At 71.1% G+C, this 18,225-nt stretch carries 17 protein-coding genes; 9 read left to right on the top strand and 8 right to left on the bottom strand.

The genetic code is table 11. The features are described 5' to 3' along the window. Nucleotides 1–4: 4 nt before the first annotated feature. The 6 genes from WHN02_RS03885 to WHN02_RS03860 are packed head-to-tail and all read left to right on the top strand — an operon-like array spanning nucleotide 5 to nucleotide 5,531. Nucleotides 5–2,701 carry a DUF4040 family protein gene (locus tag WHN02_RS03885; protein ID WP_434742088.1) on the top strand — a complete coding sequence of 899 codons (2,697 nt, stop codon included), beginning with the start codon at nucleotides 5–7 and terminating at the stop codon, nucleotides 2,699–2,701. Continuing rightward, nucleotides 2,698–3,024, top strand: coding sequence for a cation:proton antiporter subunit C (locus WHN02_RS03880; RefSeq protein ID WP_434742087.1), 327 nt, complete (start codon nucleotides 2,698–2,700; stop codon nucleotides 3,022–3,024). Before WHN02_RS03885 ends, WHN02_RS03880 begins: the two co-directional genes overlap by 4 nt. Further along, nucleotides 3,021–4,553 (top strand): monovalent cation/H+ antiporter subunit D family protein, encoded by a 1,533-nt coding sequence (locus WHN02_RS03875; RefSeq protein ID WP_434742086.1) that lies wholly within the window; start codon nucleotides 3,021–3,023, stop codon nucleotides 4,551–4,553. The genes WHN02_RS03880 and WHN02_RS03875 overlap by 4 nt, the downstream gene beginning before the upstream one ends. Further along, nucleotides 4,550–4,918, top strand: coding sequence for a Na+/H+ antiporter subunit E (locus tag WHN02_RS03870; RefSeq protein WP_434742085.1), 369 nt, complete (start codon nucleotides 4,550–4,552; stop codon nucleotides 4,916–4,918). Before WHN02_RS03875 ends, WHN02_RS03870 begins: the two co-directional genes overlap by 4 nt. Beyond that, nucleotides 4,915–5,172, top strand: a complete 258-nt coding sequence (locus tag WHN02_RS03865; protein ID WP_434742084.1) for a monovalent cation/H+ antiporter complex subunit F — start codon at nucleotides 4,915–4,917, stop codon at nucleotides 5,170–5,172. Before WHN02_RS03870 ends, WHN02_RS03865 begins: the two co-directional genes overlap by 4 nt. Next, entirely contained in the window at nucleotides 5,169–5,531 is a 363-nt protein-coding gene (locus WHN02_RS03860; RefSeq protein ID WP_434742083.1) for a cation:proton antiporter, read from the top strand. Before WHN02_RS03865 ends, WHN02_RS03860 begins: the two co-directional genes overlap by 4 nt. On the opposite strand, the gene WHN02_RS03855 is transcribed toward WHN02_RS03860, so the two are convergent. Beyond that, complete coding sequence (locus WHN02_RS03855) at nucleotides 5,517–6,113, bottom strand: class I SAM-dependent methyltransferase (RefSeq protein ID WP_434742082.1); 597 nt, start codon at nucleotides 6,111–6,113, stop codon at nucleotides 5,517–5,519. The two genes, WHN02_RS03860 and WHN02_RS03855, sit on opposite strands and share 15 nt — an antisense overlap. Nucleotides 6,114–6,483: 370 nt before the next feature. On the opposite strand from WHN02_RS03855, the gene WHN02_RS03850 reads away from it, so the two are divergent. Further along, nucleotides 6,484–7,710, top strand: a complete 1,227-nt coding sequence (locus WHN02_RS03850; RefSeq protein ID WP_434742081.1) for a lytic polysaccharide monooxygenase — start codon at nucleotides 6,484–6,486, stop codon at nucleotides 7,708–7,710. A gap of 102 nt (nucleotides 7,711–7,812) precedes the next feature. Here the strand turns inward: WHN02_RS03850 and WHN02_RS03845 are convergent, their stop codons facing one another. The 5 genes from WHN02_RS03845 to WHN02_RS03825 form a co-directional block, all read right to left on the bottom strand. Then, nucleotides 7,813–8,814: a glycoside hydrolase family 11 protein gene (locus WHN02_RS03845; protein WP_434742080.1), complete on the bottom strand. Its 1,002-nt coding sequence runs from the start codon at nucleotides 8,812–8,814 to the stop codon at nucleotides 7,813–7,815. A 310-nt stretch (nucleotides 8,815–9,124) separates the two neighbouring features. After that, nucleotides 9,125–10,159 (bottom strand): hemolysin family protein, encoded by a 1,035-nt coding sequence (locus WHN02_RS03840; protein WP_434742079.1) that lies wholly within the window; start codon nucleotides 10,157–10,159, stop codon nucleotides 9,125–9,127. Next, entirely contained in the window at nucleotides 10,156–11,505 is a 1,350-nt protein-coding gene (locus WHN02_RS03835) for a hemolysin family protein (protein ID WP_434742078.1), read from the bottom strand. Before WHN02_RS03835 ends, WHN02_RS03840 begins: the two co-directional genes overlap by 4 nt. Nucleotides 11,506–11,643: 138 nt before the next feature. Then, complete coding sequence (locus tag WHN02_RS03830) at nucleotides 11,644–12,285, bottom strand: response regulator (RefSeq protein ID WP_434742077.1); 642 nt, start codon at nucleotides 12,283–12,285, stop codon at nucleotides 11,644–11,646. Next, nucleotides 12,282–13,511: a sensor histidine kinase gene (locus tag WHN02_RS03825; RefSeq protein ID WP_434742076.1), complete on the bottom strand. Its 1,230-nt coding sequence runs from the start codon at nucleotides 13,509–13,511 to the stop codon at nucleotides 12,282–12,284. Before WHN02_RS03825 ends, WHN02_RS03830 begins: the two co-directional genes overlap by 4 nt. 146 nt (nucleotides 13,512–13,657) lie before the next feature. On the opposite strand from WHN02_RS03825, the gene WHN02_RS03820 reads away from it, so the two are divergent. After that, on the top strand, nucleotides 13,658–14,428 hold the full coding sequence (locus WHN02_RS03820; RefSeq protein WP_434742075.1) for an ABC transporter ATP-binding protein: 771 nt from the start codon (nucleotides 13,658–13,660) through the stop codon (nucleotides 14,426–14,428). Further along, on the top strand, nucleotides 14,425–16,977 hold the full coding sequence (locus WHN02_RS03815; protein ID WP_434742074.1) for an FtsX-like permease family protein: 2,553 nt from the start codon (nucleotides 14,425–14,427) through the stop codon (nucleotides 16,975–16,977). Before WHN02_RS03820 ends, WHN02_RS03815 begins: the two co-directional genes overlap by 4 nt. Nucleotides 16,978–17,031: 54 nt before the next feature. Here WHN02_RS03815 and WHN02_RS03810 read toward each other — a convergent pair whose 3' ends face one another. Further along, on the bottom strand, nucleotides 17,032–17,457 hold the full coding sequence (locus tag WHN02_RS03810) for a hypothetical protein (protein WP_434742073.1): 426 nt from the start codon (nucleotides 17,455–17,457) through the stop codon (nucleotides 17,032–17,034). Beyond that, nucleotides 17,457–18,176: a hypothetical protein gene (locus tag WHN02_RS03805; protein WP_434742072.1), complete on the bottom strand. Its 720-nt coding sequence runs from the start codon at nucleotides 18,174–18,176 to the stop codon at nucleotides 17,457–17,459. Before WHN02_RS03805 ends, WHN02_RS03810 begins: the two co-directional genes overlap by 1 nt. Between the last annotated feature and the right edge of the window lie 49 nt (nucleotides 18,177–18,225).

Here is an 18,225-nt window from a genome sequence, read left to right as displayed (position 1 = left end):
ACTCGTGCTCTTCGCCTGTCTCGGGGCGTCCCTGCTCGCCTGTGTCGCCGCCCCCGTCGTCACCCGGACGGTCGGGCGGGCCGCAGGGTGGGTGTCGGCCCTGCCGCTGCTGGTGGCGGCGACCCTCGGTGTCGACCTCGCCCTGCGCCTGGACGACCTGGCCCTGCTGTTCGCCCTGCTGGTCCTGGTGATCGGTGCGGCGGTGCTCGGATACTCGGCCCGCTATCTCGGGCCGGGTCGACACACGTCGTTCTTCGTCCTGATGACGGCGTTCGCCACGGCGATGCTGCTGCTGGTGCTGGCGGACGACCTGGTGGTGCTCTTCGTCGCGTGGGAGGCCACCACCCTCTGCTCGTTCCTGCTCATCGCCCGGTCCGGCCCGGCCGGGCGTGAACCCGCCGTACGCACCCTGCTGGTGACGGCCGCCGGTGGGTTGGCCCTGCTGGCGGCGGTGGCCCTGACTGTCGTCCGGACGGGCACCACCCGGATCGGCGAACTCCTCACCGACCCGGTCTGGGCGCAGGACCCCGCGTTCGCCACCACCGTCGCGGTCCTGCTGGCGGTGGCGGCGTTCACGAAGTCGGCGCAGTTCCCGTTCCAGGCGTGGCTTCCGGACTCGATGGTGGCGATCACACCGGTGAGCGCCTACCTGCACGCGGCGGCGATGGTCAAGGCCGGCGTCTACCTGCTGCTGCGGTTCTCCCCGGCGGTCTCGGACGTGCCGGCCTGGCGGCTGCTCCTGGTGACCGGCGGCCTGGTCACCGCAGTGTTCGGGGCCGTCGCGGCGCTGCGCCGACACGACCTGAAGGAACTGCTGGCGTACTCGACGATGAGTCAGCTCGGGTTGCTGACGGCGTTGATCGGGGTCGGGACGCCGGCGGCGCTCACTGCCGCCGTCGTGCACACCGTCGCGCACGCATTGTTCAAGTCGGCCCTGTTCATGCTGGTCGGGGTCGTCGACCACGAGGCCGGTACGCGGGACGTCCGCCGGCTCCGCGCGATGCGCCTGTCGATGCCGGTGACCGCCGTCGCCACGGGTACGGCTGCGGCGTCGATGGCCGGTGTCCCGCTGCTGCTGGGGTTCGTGAGCAAGGAGTCGATGTTCGCCGCGTTCCTGGACATGCCGGGTCCGGCCTGGATCGGGGCCACCGTCACCGGGGCGGTGGTGGTGACGGCGGTGCTGACCTTCGCGTACTCGGGTCGGATCGTGTTCGGGGCGTTCGCCGGGCGCACCGGACGGGTGGTGCGCGAGGCGCCGGTCACGCTCTGGGCCGCGCCGGTGCTCTGCGCCCTCGCCGGGCTGGTCCTGGGTTCGGCTCCGTTCCTGCTCGACCCCCTGGCCACCGGTGCGGCCTCGGCGGCGGCCGGTGCCCCGGTGGACGTCCACCTCGTGCTGTGGCACGGGTTGACCCTCGCCCTCGGGATGTCGGTGCTGGTCCTCGGGCTGGGCTCGACGGTGGTGGCGGCCCGGCGTCGGGTCGACCGGGTCCTGGCGCCACTGCGGTCACCGGTCTCCGGGATCGACGTGGTCGACAGGTCCCGGGCGGGCCTCGTCCGGTTGGGTGCCGTCGTCGGCGGGTGGACCGGCACCGACGCACCCCGTCGACACCTGGCCGTCCCCGTCGTGTGTGTCACGGCGATCGCCCTGGTCGGCGTACTCGCCGGGAGCCCACTGGGGCCGGTCGTCGGCGACCCGTCGCTGCCGCTGGACTGGCTGCTCGTGGCGTTGGTAGCGGGGGGAGTCCTCGCTGCCGTACGCGCCAGGACCCGGATCGCCGCCGTGGTGGTCGTCGGTGTCACGGGGTTCGCGACGGCGTTGTGGTTCTTCGCCCTGGGCGCTGTGGACGTGGCGTTGACGCAGCTGCTGGTGGAGATCCTGACGGTCTGCGTGATGGTGCTGCTGCTGCGACGACTGCCGGTCCGGTTCGCCGCCGAGCGGGTGCGGCGGCGACTCCCGGCGGCCCTCCTCGCGATCGCGGCGGGTACGGCGACCACCCTCGGGGTGTGGGCGTTCACCGGCCGACGGGAGATGTCGGCGGCGTCGGAGTACTTCCTCCGTCAGGGCGAGCAGACCACCGGCGGGGCGAACGTCGTCAACACGATCCTCGTCGACTTCCGGGCGATGGACACCCTCGGCGAGTTGACGGTGCTCGGGGTCGCCGGGGTCGCCGTCGCGGCACTGTTGCACGCGCGTCGACCCGTCCCGGTACGGTCGGCCCGCCTCGACGACCGGTCCCCGCTGGCCGACCCGCTGGACAACACCGTCTTCGTCCGGACGGTGACCCGGGTGGTCGGTCCGCTGATCGTCCTGCTGTCACTGCTGTTGCTGGTCCGTGGTCATCAGGAACCCGGCGGCGGGTTCATCGCGGCCCTGGTCGGCGGGGCCGGGTTCGCCCTGCTGTACCTGGCGGCCCCCTCGGACCCGGCGGCGCGGATCCGCTGGCCGTACCTCCTTCTCATCGGTTGCGGCGTCGTCGTGGGCACCGGGACCGGGCTGCTCGGCTACGTCGACGGGTCGTTCCTCAGACCGCTGCACGGGGAGGTGTTCGGGATGAAACTGACCACCGCGTTGGTCTTCGACGTCGGTGTGTACCTGGCGGTGGTCGGGGTGGTGCTCACCGCCTTCAACCTGCTGGGCCGACAGCACCGGGTCGGTGGACCCGGCGGTGCCCCGGCTCCTGACGAGGTGGGCGCACGATGACCCTCGCCGTCACCGCCGGACTCCTGGTCGCCGGGGCCGTCTACCTGTTCCTCCAACGTGAGATGCTGCGCGTGATCCTCGGGTTCGTCCTGCTCGGACACGCCGTGAACCTCGCCCTGATGGCGGCCGGGGGGACGTCACGTCGTGCGGCGCCGTTCGGCAGCCCCGAGGATCTGTCGGCGGTCGCCGACCCGTTGCCGCAGGCCTTCGTCCTGACGGCGATCGTGATCGCGTTCTCGATCACGGTCTTCATGCTGGTGCTCGCGGTGACCGGCCGGGAGGACGACACCACCGATCCGGCGGCGGACGGGGGGCGGCGATGACCGCCTCGGTGCTTCCGCTCCTGGTGGCGGTGGCGTTGCTGGCCGCCGGGTTCCTGGTGGCGTGCGGAGACCGTCCCCGCCTCCACGCCACGGTGCTGCTCACAGTCCTGACGGCGGTCACTGCCACCGGTGTCGGCCTCGTGGTCACCCTCGCCGACGGTGGCGTGCTCGCCCACGGGGTGGGCCGGTGGCCGTTCGGCGTCGCGATCCCCTTCGCCGCCGACATGTTCACCGCCCTCATGCTCACCGTCACCGGGCTGTTGTCGCTCACCGTCGCGGCCTTCGCGCTCGCCCAGGGGCGGGTGGGCACCCGGTACTTCGCCCCGCTCGTACTGGTCCTCACCGCCGGGGTGAACGGGGCGCTGTCGACCGCCGACCTGTTCAACCTCTTCGTGTTCGTCGAGGTCATGCTGCTTCCGTCGTACGGCCTGTTCGTGCTGGCAGCCCCCCGGAAGGCCCCGCTACGACAGATCGCCGGGGCCCGGCTGTACGTGACGGTGAACCTGCTGACCTCGACTGTCTTCCTGGCCGGGGTCGGATTCGTCTACGGCACGGCCGGCACCGTCAACCTCGCCGAGTTGGCAGGTGCCGCCCGCCGGGACGAGACTGTCGCACTCGCCACCGCCGTGTGCCTGTTCGCCCTCGGCATCAAGGCCGCCGTCGTACCGGTGCACGGATGGTTGGCGCGGGCGTACCCGGCCACCTCACCGGTGGTCACCGCCCTCTTCTCCGGCCTGCACACCAAGGTCGCGATCTACGCGATCTACCGCATCTACGCCGTGGTCTTCGACGGGGACACCAGGTACCTGTGGGTCGGCGTCGTCGTGTTCAGCCTCACGATGGTCGTCGGCGTGCTCGGCGCGGTCGGGGAGGACACGACCCGGTCCATCCTCGCCTTCCACATGGTCAGCCAGATCGGTTACATCCTGCTCGGCGTCGCCCTGTTCACAGAGGCGGGGCTGACCGCAGGGATCTTCTACCTGCTGCACCACATGATCGTGAAGGCGTCGCTGTTCCTGTCCACCGGGGCGGTCGAGGTCCGCCACGGCACCGGGGCCCTCGGCGCGGTCTCGGGTCTCGCCCGCCGGGAACCGGTGATCGCCGCCGCGTTCCTCGTGGCCGCGCTCTCGCTGGCCGGGCTGCCGCCGTTCTCCGGATTCGTCGCCAAGCTCAGCCTGGTGACGGCCGCCCTCGACACCGGCCGGAGCACCGCGGCAGTGGTGATGATCCTGGTCAGTCTGGTCACCCTCCTGTCCATGCTCAAGATCTGGTCCGGCGTCTTCTGGGGTCCCGTCGGCAAGGGGCCTGTCGGCAAGGGTTCCGGCGGTGAAGGTCCCGTCGGCCAAGGTCCCGGCGGTGAACCGGCGGGGCCTCGGATCGGTGTGGCACTGGCGGCACCGGCGGTCGTGCTCGCGACGCTCACGCTCGGTCTCGGCCTCGGGGCCGAGTTGCTGCTGACCCTGGCCCGGATCGCCGCGGCGGGCCTGCACGACCCGTCCGGCTACGTCGAGGCGGTGATCGGGTCGTGACCGCCTGGATCACCTGGCCGCTGCGGCTCGTCGCGTTCGCCGCCTGGTACGTCAGGGAACTCGTCGTCGCCAACGTCGTCGTGCTGCGCGACAACCTCACCCCCGGACAGGACTCCACCCCGGGGATCGCCCGCCTGGACACCCGATGCCGTACCGACGCCGAGATCACCCTGCTCGCGGCGCTGATCACCCTGACTCCCGGCACCCTCACCCTGGGCACCACCACCAGCGCCGACGCCAAGGGCACCCGGGTGCTGTTCGTCCACGGCATGTACGCACCCGACGCCGACGCCCTGCGCGCCGAGCTTCGCGTCATGGAGACCCGCATGCTGCATGCCGTCCGTCCCTCCGGAGACCCGACATGATCGGTATCGACCTCGGCATCGTCGTCATCGGACTCGCCTGTCTGGTGGGCACCGTCCGGATGGTGGTCGGTCCCACCGACGCCGACCGCGCCGTCGCCGGTGACCTGCTGTTCTTCGGGGTGATCGGCCTCGTCGCCCTCGTCGGAGTACGAACGGCCAGCCCGTTCACCTTCGACCTCGTCCTGGTCGCCGCCCTCGTCGGCTTCCTCGGCGCCCTGTCGCTGGCCCGCGCACTGACCCGGGGGAAACGATGAGCAACGCCCTGACAGTCGTCGGGAACGTCGTCGTGGTCCTCGGCGCGTTGGTCTTCGCCACCGCAGCCCTCGGCATCGTCAGGTTCCCCGACCCGTACACCCGGATCTCCGCCGTCGGCACCGCCGGTGGCGTCGGCATCGTGCTCGTGGTGACCGGGGCCCTGCTGGTCCAGCCCAGTCTGTCCGGGCTGGTGAAGGTCGTCGCGATCGTCGCCCTGCACCTGACCACCTCCGCGATCGGCACCATCGCGCTGGCCCGCTCCGCCCACCTCACCGGCACCCGGCTGCGACGTCGGCACTTCGACGAACTCGCCACCGCCGCAGCGGACGATCCGACCCGGGGGTCAGGGGCGGGGTAGCGGGCGGCGGCAGTGGTAGACCAGGGCGGGAGGCATGTTGGCCCAGACCGTCCGACCGACTGTCACCTCGTCGAAGGCCTCGGTGAGGAGCCGGTGGAACCGTCGGGCCGGAGGGGTCGGCAGCGCGTGCCGGTACGCGAAGGTGGTGAAGACGCCGCCGGCGTCGAGCGACCCGACGACGGCGTCGAGGATCACCGACTGCCGGTCCTGCGGCAGGGCGGCCCAGGGCAGTCCGCTGATCACCACGTCGGCGGCGGCCAGGCGACGCTGGGCCAGCAGGTCCCCCAGCGTGGCCGCGTCGGCCTGGACGACGTCGACCCCCGGGTGCCGACGGGCCAGTCCGGTGGCGAAGCTCGGATTGACCTCGACAGCCAGGTGATGGCCCCGACCTGCCAACCGCTGCTGGATCGCCTCGGTGAACACCCCGGTCCCCGGCCCGAGTTCGACCACCAGGGGGTGCCCTCGGCGCGGCACCGTCGCGGTGATGTCCCGGGTCAGCGTGGACCCGCTGGGCAGTGCAGCGCCGGTGGTGAGGGGGTGGCGGATGAACTGGCTGAGAAAGGTCGAGCGGTCGCTGATCACGGTGTCGACGCTAGACGGGAGAAGGCGAGGGAGTCTCGTGGCGGTGGTCGGCGTACCGGACATTTGGCGGGGGCCCTGTGGCCGATGGAAGGACCGTCGGGGGTGCGCTACGTCACGTGACAGGCTGGACGGTTCTGAGCTTTTCCTGACCGGTGGATCAATCCGTGGTGACATTCGTCCTGGTCCGGCTGAACCGAACCCCCATTCACCCCGTGGTAGGGGTGGCGGCAGTCACAGCCGCCGTCCGCGAATGACTGAGGAGTGTGTGATGGGACTGAGGTTCGGTCGTCGGGCATCCTTGGCCGCCTGGCCCGCGTCATCCGGGGGCATGCCGTCCCGGGACGGCTCGACAGCAATGGATCGCTTCGGGGTGCGTCGGGTCGCCGCGCTCACCGCCTCGGCGGTCCTGGCCAGTGCCTCGGTGGTCGCCTGGGTGTTCACCCTCGGCGAGGGGCAGGCGGCGGCGCACGGGTCGATGCAGTCACCGCCGAGTCGGATCTACCTCTGCTACCAGGAGGGGGCGGAGACGCCACGGTCGGAGGCGTGCCGGGCGCTCCTGGAGGCCGGTGGCCCGCAGGCCCTCTACGACTGGAACGGCGTCCTCGTGCCCGACGTGGACGGACGGCACCGTGAGGTCATTCCGGACGGCAAGCTGTGCAGCGCGGGCAACGAGGCGTTCCGGGGCCTGGACCTGGACCGGGGCGACTGGCCGACGACCAACCTGCCGTCCGAGGGCAACTACCAGTTCCTCTGGCACGGCACCGCGCCCCACGTGGGCACGTTCGAGTTCTACGTGACGCGCGACGGATACGACCCCGCCGCCCCGTTGACCTGGGGCGACCTGGAGTCGGAGCCGTTCCTGCGGGCGGAGCGTCCGCCGCTGGAGGGGAACCTCTTCAAGATCGACGGTCAGTTGCCGGGGAAGCAGGGCCGGCACCTGATCTACACGATCTACCAGCGGTCGGACAGCCCGGAGGCCTTCTACGCCTGCTCGGACGTGGTCTTCGGAGGCGGCGGCACGCAGCAGGGCAACCCCGAACAGCAGCCCGACCCTCGGCCGCACAACCTCATCGAGCAGCGCCCCGAGGACCAGCCGCCGGGTCACGAGCACCACGACGGCCACGGTGAACACCACACCCCGGGCGGGCAGGAGAACGACCAGCACGAGAACCACCAGAACACCCCGCCGCCGGCACGGGAGCATCGTGCCGACACCCGGAACCCGGGTGGCCAGGAGAACCACGGTGAACACCACACCCCGGGCGGCAACGAGAACCACAACCCGGGCGGAGCCGAGTGGGCGGCCGGTACGTCGTACGCGGCCGGGGCGCAGGTGACGTACCAGGGGACGACGTACGTGGCGGTGCAGGGGCACCAGGCGCAGCCCGGTTGGGAGCCGTCGAACGTACCCGCCCTCTGGCACGCCGCCGCCGAGGCCGGTGGTGAAGGGGTGCCGGACTGGCGGGCGCAGACCCCGTACGCGACCGGCGCGCACGTCACCTACCAGGGAGTGGTCTACATGTGCCGGCAGGGGCACGTGGCGCTGCCCGGTTGGGAGCCGACCCAGACCCCGGCCCTGTGGGAGCGGATGGGCTGACAGGCGACCGGCGCACCCGTACGTGCGGGTGCGCCGGGGGGTTCTCGCAGGTACGGCGGGGTGTCGACGACTGTTCGTCGGCACCCCGCCGTCGCGTTCGGGTCAGCCGGTCGTACAGCTGGCGGTGGGTGTGGTGTTGTTGCCGTTCTTGTAGAGGGTGACGCCGAAGTTGTTGCCGTTGCCGTTCGGGCGGGCGGTGAGGGTGCCGCTGGTGCCGCTGACCGATGCGTTCCAGCTGTTCTGCAGGCTCTGGCCGCCGTTGGTACGGATGCTGACGACCCAGTTGTTGGTGCCGCTGACCGAGAGGTTCACGTTGAACCTGTCGCTCCACTCGTCGGCGCGGCTCACCGTGACGGTGCATCCGCCACCGGGCGGCGGGGTGGTCGGGTTGGGCGGGTTGGTGCTGGTGCCGCCCACTGTGATGTTCGAGCTTCCGCTGCTCTGGTAACCCTCGGTCGCCATGATCTGGTAGTAGTGGTTGCCGAGGTTCATCCCCCGGGCGGCCCACGCGTCGAAGTGGGCGCCGGTGGTGATGGTGCCGCCCACCCGCTTCGAGGTCCGGACGCTCCAGTACTGGTAGAACGTCTGGATGCCGTCGATGGAGGGCTGCTGGACCCGCTGGGTGCGGTAGATGTCGTACGTCCCGCCGTCGGTGTTGATCGTGCCCATCGAGTTGGCGCCCGGTGGGCGCCAGGAGCCCCAACTGTCGACGATGTAGTACTCGACGAGCGGACTCCTCGTCCACCCGTAGAGGGTCAGGTACGAGTTGCCGTTCGGGCTGAAGGTGCCGGAGTAGGTGACGTTGCGCCGGGTGCCCGGGTTCCAGCCCTTCCCGGCGACGAAGTTGTTGACGTTGCTCCACTGGGTGCTGTACTGACCGCCGCTACCCATGGTCATGGAGACGTTGCCGCTGTCCTTCCAGAACGAGAAGAAGTAGCCGTTGTGGTTGCCTTCGAGGTTCGACGTCACGGTCTGGGCCTGGGCGGGACCCGCCACGATCGCTGTGGCTGCTGTGGTGGCCAGCACGGCGGCGCAGGCGGCACCGAGGAGCATTCGGAGGCGGGGGCGTCTGCGGTGGCGTACCTGGGCGGGGTTGTCGAGCATGTGCGTGCCTTCTTCCTCGGGACGGGCTGGCGCGGGGTCCGGCAGCGGGTCGTCCGGCACGAGCTGCCGGGGTGCGGTGGGTGGGATCGATCTCCATGGATGTCAATCGATGGCGCCAGTATTGGACTGACCGATCGCCCTTGTCAACGACTTTCGGAAATATCGGCGAAACACTGTGGCGTAACCGGGCCGAAAGTTTCGGAAGCGGTGCCCCGTCAGGTTCCGCCGGACCACGACGAAAGCCCGGCACCACGACGAAAGGCCGGTACGGAGAACGGTCTCCGTACCGGCCCTGTCGGTGTCGGGTCGGTCAGCGGGTGGTGGCGTCCTGGACCTCGCCGACCAGCTCCTCGACGATGTCCTCCAGGAAGAGGACGCCGGTGGTGGTGGCGCTCTCGTCGAGGACCCGGGCGATGTGCGAACCGCTCCTGCGCATCGCGGCCAGCGCGTCCTCCAGCTCGCTGTCCCGGCGGACCGCCGCGAGCCGGCGTACCCGTTTGGCCGGTACGGCGAGGGTGTACTCCTCGCCGGTCAGGTCCATCACGTCCTTGACGTGCAGGTACCCGCTGGGCTCACCGTCGTCGGTGAGCAGGTAGCGCGAGTAGCCGTGCGCCGCGACCGCCTGCTGGAGGTCGGCCGGGGTGGCTCCGGACGGCAGGACCACCAGCTTGTCGAGGGGGACCTCGACGTCCCCGACGGTCTTCTCGGTGAACTCGACCACCGCCGTCAGGGTGCCCGTGTCGTCGACGAGCACCCCCTCCCGGGTCGACTGGGCCACGATCGTGGCCACCTCGTCCAGGGTGTACGTGCTGGTGGCCTCGTCCTTCGGCGTCACCTTGAACAGGCGCAGGATCCCGTTGGCGATCCCGTTCAGGCTCCAGATGATCGGCTTGAAGATCCTGGCGACCAGCACCAGCGGCGGGGCGAGGATCAGCGCCGCCCGGTCGGGCACCGAGAACGAGATGTTCTTCGGCACCATCTCACCGAAGACCACGTGCAGGAACGTCACCAGGACCAGCGCCACGACGAACGCCAGGACGGTGACCGACCCGGGCGACAACGGGGTGTGCGCCAGCGGGATCTCCAACAGGTGGTGGATCGCCGGCTCGGAGACGTTCAGGATGAGCAGCGAGCACACTGTGATGCCGAGCTGGCTGGTGGCCAGCATCAGGGTGGCGTGCTCCATCGCCCAGAGGGTGGTCTGGGCGGCACGGCTTCCGGCCTGGGCCTTCGGTTCGATCTGGGACCGGCGGGCGGAGATGACAGCGAACTCGGAACCCACGAAGAACGCGTTGACGACCAGCAGGACGAAGAGCCAGATGATCCCGGGTAGGTACTCGCTCATCGGGTCTTCTCCTCCGTACGGTCACCGGCCGGGCGGTCGGCCCCGGTGGCCGCCACCTCGGTCGGGAGGAACCGCAGCCGGTCCACCTGTACGCCGTTGAGGTGCTCGACCCGCAGTACCCCGCCCGCGATCTGCACCTCGTCCCCGATCTTCGGGAACCTCTTGAGGCGGTCGGTGACGAAACCCGCGACGGTGTCGTACTCGTCGTCCTCGGGAATCACGATCTTGGCTCGTTCGAGGAGTTCGTCGGGGCGCAGCGAGGCGTCGAAGTAGACCGACTTGCCCCGCCGCAGCAGGACGGTCCGCGCCCGGTCGTGCTCGTCTTCGAGATCGCCGATGATCTCCTCGACGAGGTCCTCCAGCGTGACGATCCCGGCGGTACCGCCGTGCTCGTCGTAGACCACGGCGAACTGCAGACCCTTGCCGCGCAGGGTGGGCAGCAGCACGTCCAGGTGCATCGACTCGGGGACCCGCGACGGCTCCACGAGCAGGTCGCTGGCGCGTACCTGTGAACGCTCCGGCAGCGGGACGGCGAAGGCGTGCTTGACGTGCAGCACCCCGACGACGTCGTCGGAGTCGCGGCCGATGACCGGGAACCGGGACAGGCCGGTGGACCGGGACCGTTCGACGATCTCGGCAGCGGTCGCCGTGGTCTCCACCGCCGTCATCCGGACCCGGGGCGTCATCACGTCACCGGCGTTGCGCTCCGAGAACCGCAGGGTACGGTCCAGCAGCGTCGCGTGGTCCTGGTCGAGTACGCCGGCCCGCGCCGAGTGTCGCAGCAACGAGCTGAGTTCCTCGGCACTGCGTGCGCCGGACAACTCCTCCTTCGGTTCGATCCCGAAGGCCCTGATGACCGCGTTGGCGGTGTTGTTGAACCCCAGGATCACCGGCTTGAGGACGGTGGTGAAGAGGGCCTGGAACGGCACCACCAACTTCGCCGTCTGCAACGGCACCGCGAGGGCGAAGTTCTTCGGGACCAGCTCCCCGATCACCATCGAGAAGAGCGTGGCGAGCAGGATGCCGACGATCGTGCCGACGGCGGGAACGGCCCGCTCGGGTACGCCGACGGCACCCAGCGGGTCGGCCAGCAGTGAACTCACCGCCGGCTCGAAGGTGTAACCGGTGAGCAGGGTGGTCAGCGAGATCCCGAGCTGGGCGCTGGACAGGTGGGTGGAGGTGATCTTCAGCGCGGCGATCGTCGGACCGAGGCGCTTCTCCCCGCGTGACTGGCGTGCCTCAAGTTCGCCGCGATCCAGATTGACCAGCGCGAACTCGGATGCCACGAACATGCCGGTGCCGACGGTGAGCACCAGGCCGATCCCGAGAAGGATCAGTTCATACATCGGTCAGCCCCTGCCGCGTGGTGATCGCCGGTTCGGCGGTCAGGACGAGCAGAGGCCACGGACTATGATGAGGTAAATCTTCCATAATCCTGCGGATACTAGCCGCACCCGCTGTGAGCAAGCGCTAGACCCAGCCGGTCAGGTGATCAGGTGTCGTTCCCAGGCCCAGGCGGCGATCTCGACCCGGTTCCGGACGTCGAGTTTGGCCTGGATGCTGCCGAGATGGGTCTTGACGGTCCCGACCGAGATGTAGAGCCGTCCGGCGATCTCGGCGTTCGTGGCACCCCTGGCGACCAGCTTGACCACGTCCAGCTCACGCGGGGAGAGGACGTTCTGCGGTGCCCCGGAGGGCGTCGACGGCGGATTCAGGTGTTGCAGCAGCCGTACCGTGATCGAGGGGCTGATCAGGGCGTCACCGGACGCGGCGGCGCGGACCGCCTCCACCAGCAGGGCCGGGCCGGAGTCCTTGAGCAGGAAACCGCAGGCCCCGTTGCGCAGCGCGGTGTGCACGTACTCGTCGAGGTCGAAGGTGGTGACCACGACCACCCGGACCGGATGGGCGGCGGGGTCGGCGAGCAGTTTCAACGCCGCCAGGCCGTCCATCCTCGGCATCCGGATGTCGAGGAGGGCCACGTCCGGGCGGGTCCGGCGGGCGACCTCCACCGCCTCGACGCCGTCACCGGCCTCCCCGACCAGCTCCATGTCCGGCTGAGCACCGATGATCATGCCGAAGCCGGTCCGTACCATCGCCTGGTCGTCGGCGACCATCACCCTGATCACCGGGGCACCGTACCCCTGGTCAGGGGCAGTTCCGCGTCGACGGTCCACCCGCCGTCGACACCCGGGCCGAACCGGAGCCGCCCGCCGGTGGCCGCTACCCGCTCGGTCAGGCCGACCAGCCCGAACCCCTGCCGGGAGCCACGGCGGGTCACCGCCCGGGTGGTCGGGGCGTCGTCGGTGACCCGGACCAACAGCCGATCCGGCGTACGACTCACCCACACGTCCACCCGTCGGGCACCTCTGGCGTGCCGGCGGACGTTCGTCAACGCCTCCATCACCACCCGGTACGCCGAGGAGGTCACCTCCACCGGCAGGTCGTCGAGGGCACCCTCGGTGTGCAGGTGGGCCTGTACTCCGTCGGCGGTGCCGAACCGGCCGACCAGATCGGGGAGGTCCGCGACGTCGACGAGGGGGGCCAGCGGGGCGTCGGGTGCCGCGTCGTCCCGCAGGACGCCGACCATCCGACGCATCGCGGTCATGGTCTCCGCCCCGGCGTGCTCGATCCGCTCCAACGCCTCGACCGCCCGCCCCGGGTCCTGTGCGGCGACGTACCGGGCGCCCTGGGCCTGCACCACGATCCCGGTCACGTGGTGGGCGATGAAGTCGTGCAGGTCCCGGGCGAACTCCGCGCGCTGCTCGGCGCGGACGGCGGCGAGTTGCCGGTCCCGGACGGCGGCGGTCAGCCGCAGGTACATTCCGCCCGCCGCCACCCCGGCGGCGACCAGCGCGTAGACCATGCCGAAGAAGAGGTAGACGAAGTCCGTCCCGGACCGTAGGGGCATGACGGCGAGCGCGAACCCGGTGCAGCCGAGGGCGACCATGGCGGGCACCGGCCTGGCGATCCGGGCCAGGGCGAAGACGACGCCGAGCAGCGCCAGTGACTCGGGCAGCCCCCAGAAGGTGGGGGCGAGACCGCCGTACCCGACGTCCCGGTAGTCCCCTGCGCCGAGGCCGAGCAGGACGACCGGGCCGATGCTCAGACCCGCCGACCCGAGCGCCACCAGTGTCGCCGCGACCGCCGACCGGGTGGGGCCGAGCCGGTGGGCGGCGAGCCAGACCCCGGCGGCGGCGACGGTCAGGAACCCCCGGGCCACCATGACCAACGCGGTGTACGGCCCGGCACCCGGGTTCCCGAAGGTCGTCTCGAAGAGCCAGAGGACCCCCATGCCGGTCAGGGCGAAGACCGTCCCGGCCCGCCCCAGCCAACGCTGAATGGTCTCTGTCATCGCCCACCCACGGTAGCCAGCCCCGACGGCCCGCCGGATCGGCCGAAAGTCAGAGCCGTCCGCCCCCGGACCTGCCCCTGGACGGATGTGCCGATGGCCGGTGTCCCGCCAGGATCGACCCCGTTCACCCCAGACGTGGAGGGAAGATGAGGATGCGACACCCCGCCCCGGCCGGTCCGCCGCCACCGACGACGGCGGTCGCGGCCGTCGATCTGGTCAAGGTGTACGGCAGGGGCGAGACCTCGGTACGCGCCCTCGACGGCGTCACCGTCGGGTTCGGTCGGGCCGCCTTCACGGCGATCATGGGGCCGTCCGGCTCCGGCAAGTCGACGCTGATGCACTGCCTGGCCGGGCTGGACACCGCCACCTCGGGGCAGGTGCTCCTCGGCGGGACCGACCTGACCCGGCAGTCCGACCGGGTCCTCACCCGGGTCCGGCGGGAACGGATCGGGTTCGTGTTCCAGTCGTTCAACCTGTTGCCGCAGCTCACCGCCGAGCAGAACATCAGGCTCCCGCTGGACCTCGCCGGGCGCGACGCCGACCCCGCCCTGTACGACCACGTGGTGGCGGTCCTCGGCATCGGTGACCGGCTCCGGCACCGGCCCAGTGAACTCTCCGGCGGGCAGCAGCAGCGGATCGCCCTGGCCCGAGCCCTGGTCACCGCCCCGGAGGTGGTCTTCGCCGACGAGCCGACCGGGAACCTGGACTCCACCTCCGGTGCTGAGGTGCTGTCGTTCCTGCGTACCTCTGTGCGGGAACTCGGGCAGACGGTGGTGATGGTGACCCACGATCCGGTGGCCGCCGCGTACGCCGACCGGGTCGTCCTGCTCGCCGACGGGCGGATCGCCGGTGACCTCGACCGGCCCGACCGGGCGACGATCGCCGGGGCGTTGCAGGGCCTGGCGGTGCCCCGGTGAGCCGACGGACGACGGTGCTGCGTTCCCAGCTGGTCGACGGCCTCCGGCGACCCCGGCGGGTGCTCCTGATGGGGCTCGCGATGATCGTCGCGGCCTTCGTCACCTTCGGCACCGTCCTGGCGGCCCGGAGCACCGAGCGGACGGTGGTGGCCGACTTCGCCGGTACGCCGGCCGCCGTCGACTACGTGGTCGGCGCGAGCGGCGGGGCCGACCCGAGGATGCTGGCCGCCGTCCGTGAGCTGCCGGAGGTCGCCGAGGCGGTGGCCCGGACCTCCGTCGGCACCCGGCTGGTGGGGGAGCCCCGACCGATCACGATCGCCGTCGACCCGGGCACCGGTCCGCTGGCCACGGTCCGGGTGGTGGCGGGGCGGTACCCGAGCGCCGACGACGAGATCGCGGTGACCCGGCTCACAGTCGAACGGCTCCGGCTCGACGTCGGCGACACCACCCGGATCGAACCGCCGGTCGTCGACGGGTCCGACGGCGCGCCGGACCCGATCACCCTGAGGGTGGTCGGGGTGGTCGACGCCCCCGGCGACGGCGGCGACACCGCGTACACCACGGACGCGGCGGCGGTACGCCTCTCCGCCGGCTGGATCGCCCAGATCGAGGTACGCCTGGCTCCCCGGGCCGACCAGACCGCCGCCCTGGCCGCCCTGGAAGCGGTCACCGGGGGCACCGTCACCGACGGGCAGAGCCCGACGATCGTCACCGGCGAGGAGACCCGACAGGCCGAACTCGACGCCGTCAGCGACAGCATCGACAGGCTCTTCGCCCTGGTCGGCATGTTCGTCGCCGTCACCGTCGTGGCCGCCGCCCTGGTGGCGACCTCCACCTTCCGGATCGTCTTCGCCCAGCGGATGCGCCAACTCGCCCTCCTGCGCGCGGTGGGGGCCGACCGGGGCGAGCTGCTGCGGGCGCTGGTCGCCGAGGGAGCGCTCACCGGTCTGGTCGCCGGTACGGTCGGCGTGACGGTCGCGTACCTGCTGGGTCTGCTCCTGCCCCGGGTGGCGGGCCTGTCCGGCGTCGAGGTGGTGGCCCCCGGCCACCCGGTCGGGGCGGCGGTGGCGGTGGTGCTCGGCACCGTCCTGGTCGCGGTGACGGCGGTCCTCGCCCCGGCGGCGACCGCCGCCCGGGTGGCACCGCTGGAGGCGTTGCGGACCGCCGCCACCGCCCCCGGGGGCAGCGGGGTGGGACCGTTGCGCGCCGTCGCGGGGGTGCTGGGCGCGGTCGGCGCGCTGGCCGTCGCCGCCCTGGTGGTGACCCGACTGCCCGGCGCCGAACCGCAGGCGTACGACGCGACGGTCCCCCTGATGCTCGTCGTCCTCTCCGGCACCCTCGGGTACGCGGCGCTGGTGGCGCTCGGTCCGCTGGTGGTACGGCCGGTGGTGGCAGCCGTCGGGTGGCCGCTGCGTCGACTCGGCCCCCTGGGTCGGCTCGCCGTCGGCGGGGTCGGCGGGGCGCCACGGCGGGCGGCTGCGGTCAGCGTGGTGGTCGCCCTCGGGGTCACCCTGGTCGCCGGTGTGCTGATCGGCAAAGCCTCGTTGGAGCAGGTCATCGACAGGGAGTTGGCCGGTCGGGCGCCCGCCGACCTGGAACTGCACGGGAGCGTGGACAGCGGGGTGCCGTTGTCGGCCGGGGTGCTGGACCGGGTCCGGGCGGCCGACGAACTGACCCGGGTGGTGCCCTTCCGGGCCACCCGCGACGTACGGGTCGACGAGGTCGAGGTCGACGGGCTGGACACCGTCGACGTGGACCTGCGCGCCCTGACCACCTGGGCGGACTTCGGTGCCGCCGCCGGTGACCTGGAGGATCTGAGGCCCGGCCGGGTGGTGCTGTCGAGCGCTGTCGCCCGCGCGGCGCAGGTCATCCCCGGGGACACCGTCACCCTCACCCGGGGCGACCGTTCGGTGGAGCTCACCGTGGCCGCCACCCTCGACGACACCCCGGTGAGCGCCGGGTCGATCCTCCACCCGCAGGACCTGGACCGGCTCGGCCTCCCGGCGGCACCGACGGCCCTCCTGGCCGACGTGGCGGGCGACCGGGACCGGGACCGGACGGCGGCGGTGGACGCCCTGCGGGCCGCCGGAGGTCCCGACGCGTACCTGACGGTGCTCGCCGACGGCCGGGACGACCTGGCGGGGAACCTGGACCGGGTGGTCGGGGTGATGCTGTCCCTGATCGGCCTGACAGTGCTGGTGGCGGTGGTCGGAGTCGGGACGACTACCTCGCTGTCGGTGGTGGAGCGGATCCGGGAGTCAGGTCTGCTCCGGGCGGTCGGGATGTCCCGGGGACGGCTGCGGTTGATGATGACCGTCGAGGCGGGGCTCTACGGGTTCATCGGCGCCACCCTCGGCCTGCTCCTGGCCCTGCCGTACGCGGCCCTGGCGGTCCGGGCGATCGGCGCGAACGCGCCGGTGACCTTCCCGGTGGGGCGACTGTTCCTGGTGGTGGTGGCCCTGGCGGCGGCGACCGCGGTGGCGGGGTTGCTCCCGGCCCGTCGGGCGGCCCGGGTCAGCCCGGTGACGGCCCTGGCCGCCGACGGGTGACCCGGACGGTGCGGTGGTCCCGGACGAATCGTCCGGGACCGCCGCACCCGCCCTTCACCTACTCTGGCCGGGCGGGTTCGCACTCTGCTGCGACACCGGCCTGAGCGCGACCTGCGAGCTGCGCGGGCTGAGATCCGGCGTCTCCGGAGGGCGGTCCGGGGGATTCCAGTGCGGTGACCGCATCGCCGCCCAAGCCGGTCGACTGCTCGGGTCGACGCCGTAACTCATGAGGTCGAGGTCTGCGTAGACGCGATCGTCAAGCTTGTCCCGCGCCGTCTGGTACTCCTCCAGCGCCCCCGCCGACGAGGTGCGGAGGGCGAACTTGGCCCTCTCGATCGCGTCGAGCTCGTGGCGCGCACTCTCGACGATCTGGCGCTGCTCCTCCGGGGTGCACTGATCCAGTTCGCGCTGAACACTGAGGGTGTAGACCTCTTCCCGCAACAGCGACCAACGCTCCGGTGGGGGAGCCGGATCCGTCATCAGCGCGGACCCCTGCCGCTACCGCCACCGCGCTCCTGGTGGTGCCGGGAGGAGCGTTGACGCGCGGAGTTCCGCGAAGAAGGGCCGCCTCCCCCGACCCCGGTGGAGCTGACCGCACGGGAACTCACGGACCCGGGTCCCGTGTTGAGGTTCTGCAACAGCCACGCCAGATCCTGCTGGTCCTCGACCGGATAGGGGGCCGGCTGGAAGCCGTTTGCAGAGGAGGCCGCTGTGAACTCGGTTCCGGTGTTCGACCCGGTCGAGTTCACGCTGTCGTTGTCCGAGTCCTCGGCTCGTTCCTGTGCCCGTGCCTGTGCCTGTGCCCGTGCCTCTGCCAGTTCTCGTTGCCAGGCGTTTCCGCTGCGTGCGTTCGCAGGAGGTGGCTGGGGAATACCACTGTGAGCAGCCGCGATGACCTCAGGAGAGAAGGGTACGGCGATGCGCCTCTGCCTCATTGCGGACTCGATCTGCCCGGCGAGGTTTCTGGCAGCACCTTGGGCCGACTGAATTGCATTGCCGTACTCGGTCTGAGAGATCGGTTCACCGGAGTTACGGGCTTCATCAAGGTAGAAAGCATTTCGACTGGTGATCTGCGCCCGTTCCAGTTGTCGAGCGACGTCGCTCGCAATGAGTCGTGCTTGATTGCGATCCAGCCCCGCGACCAGATACTGCTGATCCTCCATCAGGGCGTATTCCAGTCGCTGTTTCGAGCTGGTCACAGTCGTCTCCTGCCGTCGGGATGATCGAACGACCTCACTACGGCTCGAT

The organism is Micromonospora sp. SH-82, assembly GCF_051132485.1.
Taxonomy (GTDB): Bacteria; Actinomycetota; Actinomycetes; order Mycobacteriales; family Micromonosporaceae; genus Micromonospora.
This window is presented reverse-complemented; position numbering and strand designations above follow the sequence as displayed.

Coding starts and splice junctions, on each gene's coding strand:
- WHN02_RS03880 (WP_434742087.1), top strand. CDS start 2,698: ATGACCCTCGCCGTCACCGCCGGACTCCTGGTCGCCGGGGCCGTCTAC.
- WHN02_RS03875 (WP_434742086.1), top strand. CDS start 3,021: ATGACCGCCTCGGTGCTTCCGCTCCTGGTGGCGGTGGCGTTGCTGGCC.
- WHN02_RS03865 (WP_434742084.1), top strand. CDS start 4,915: ATGATCGGTATCGACCTCGGCATCGTCGTCATCGGACTCGCCTGTCTG.
- WHN02_RS03860 (WP_434742083.1), top strand. CDS start 5,169: ATGAGCAACGCCCTGACAGTCGTCGGGAACGTCGTCGTGGTCCTCGGC.
- WHN02_RS03845 (WP_434742080.1), bottom strand. CDS start 8,814: ATGCTCGACAACCCCGCCCAGGTACGCCACCGCAGACGCCCCCGCCTC.
- WHN02_RS03840 (WP_434742079.1), bottom strand. CDS start 10,159: ATGAGCGAGTACCTACCCGGGATCATCTGGCTCTTCGTCCTGCTGGTC.
- WHN02_RS03835 (WP_434742078.1), bottom strand. CDS start 11,505: ATGTATGAACTGATCCTTCTCGGGATCGGCCTGGTGCTCACCGTCGGC.
- WHN02_RS03825 (WP_434742076.1), bottom strand. CDS start 13,511: ATGACAGAGACCATTCAGCGTTGGCTGGGGCGGGCCGGGACGGTCTTC.
- WHN02_RS03820 (WP_434742075.1), top strand. CDS start 13,658: ATGAGGATGCGACACCCCGCCCCGGCCGGTCCGCCGCCACCGACGACG.
- WHN02_RS03810 (WP_434742073.1), bottom strand. CDS start 17,457: ATGACGGATCCGGCTCCCCCACCGGAGCGTTGGTCGCTGTTGCGGGAA.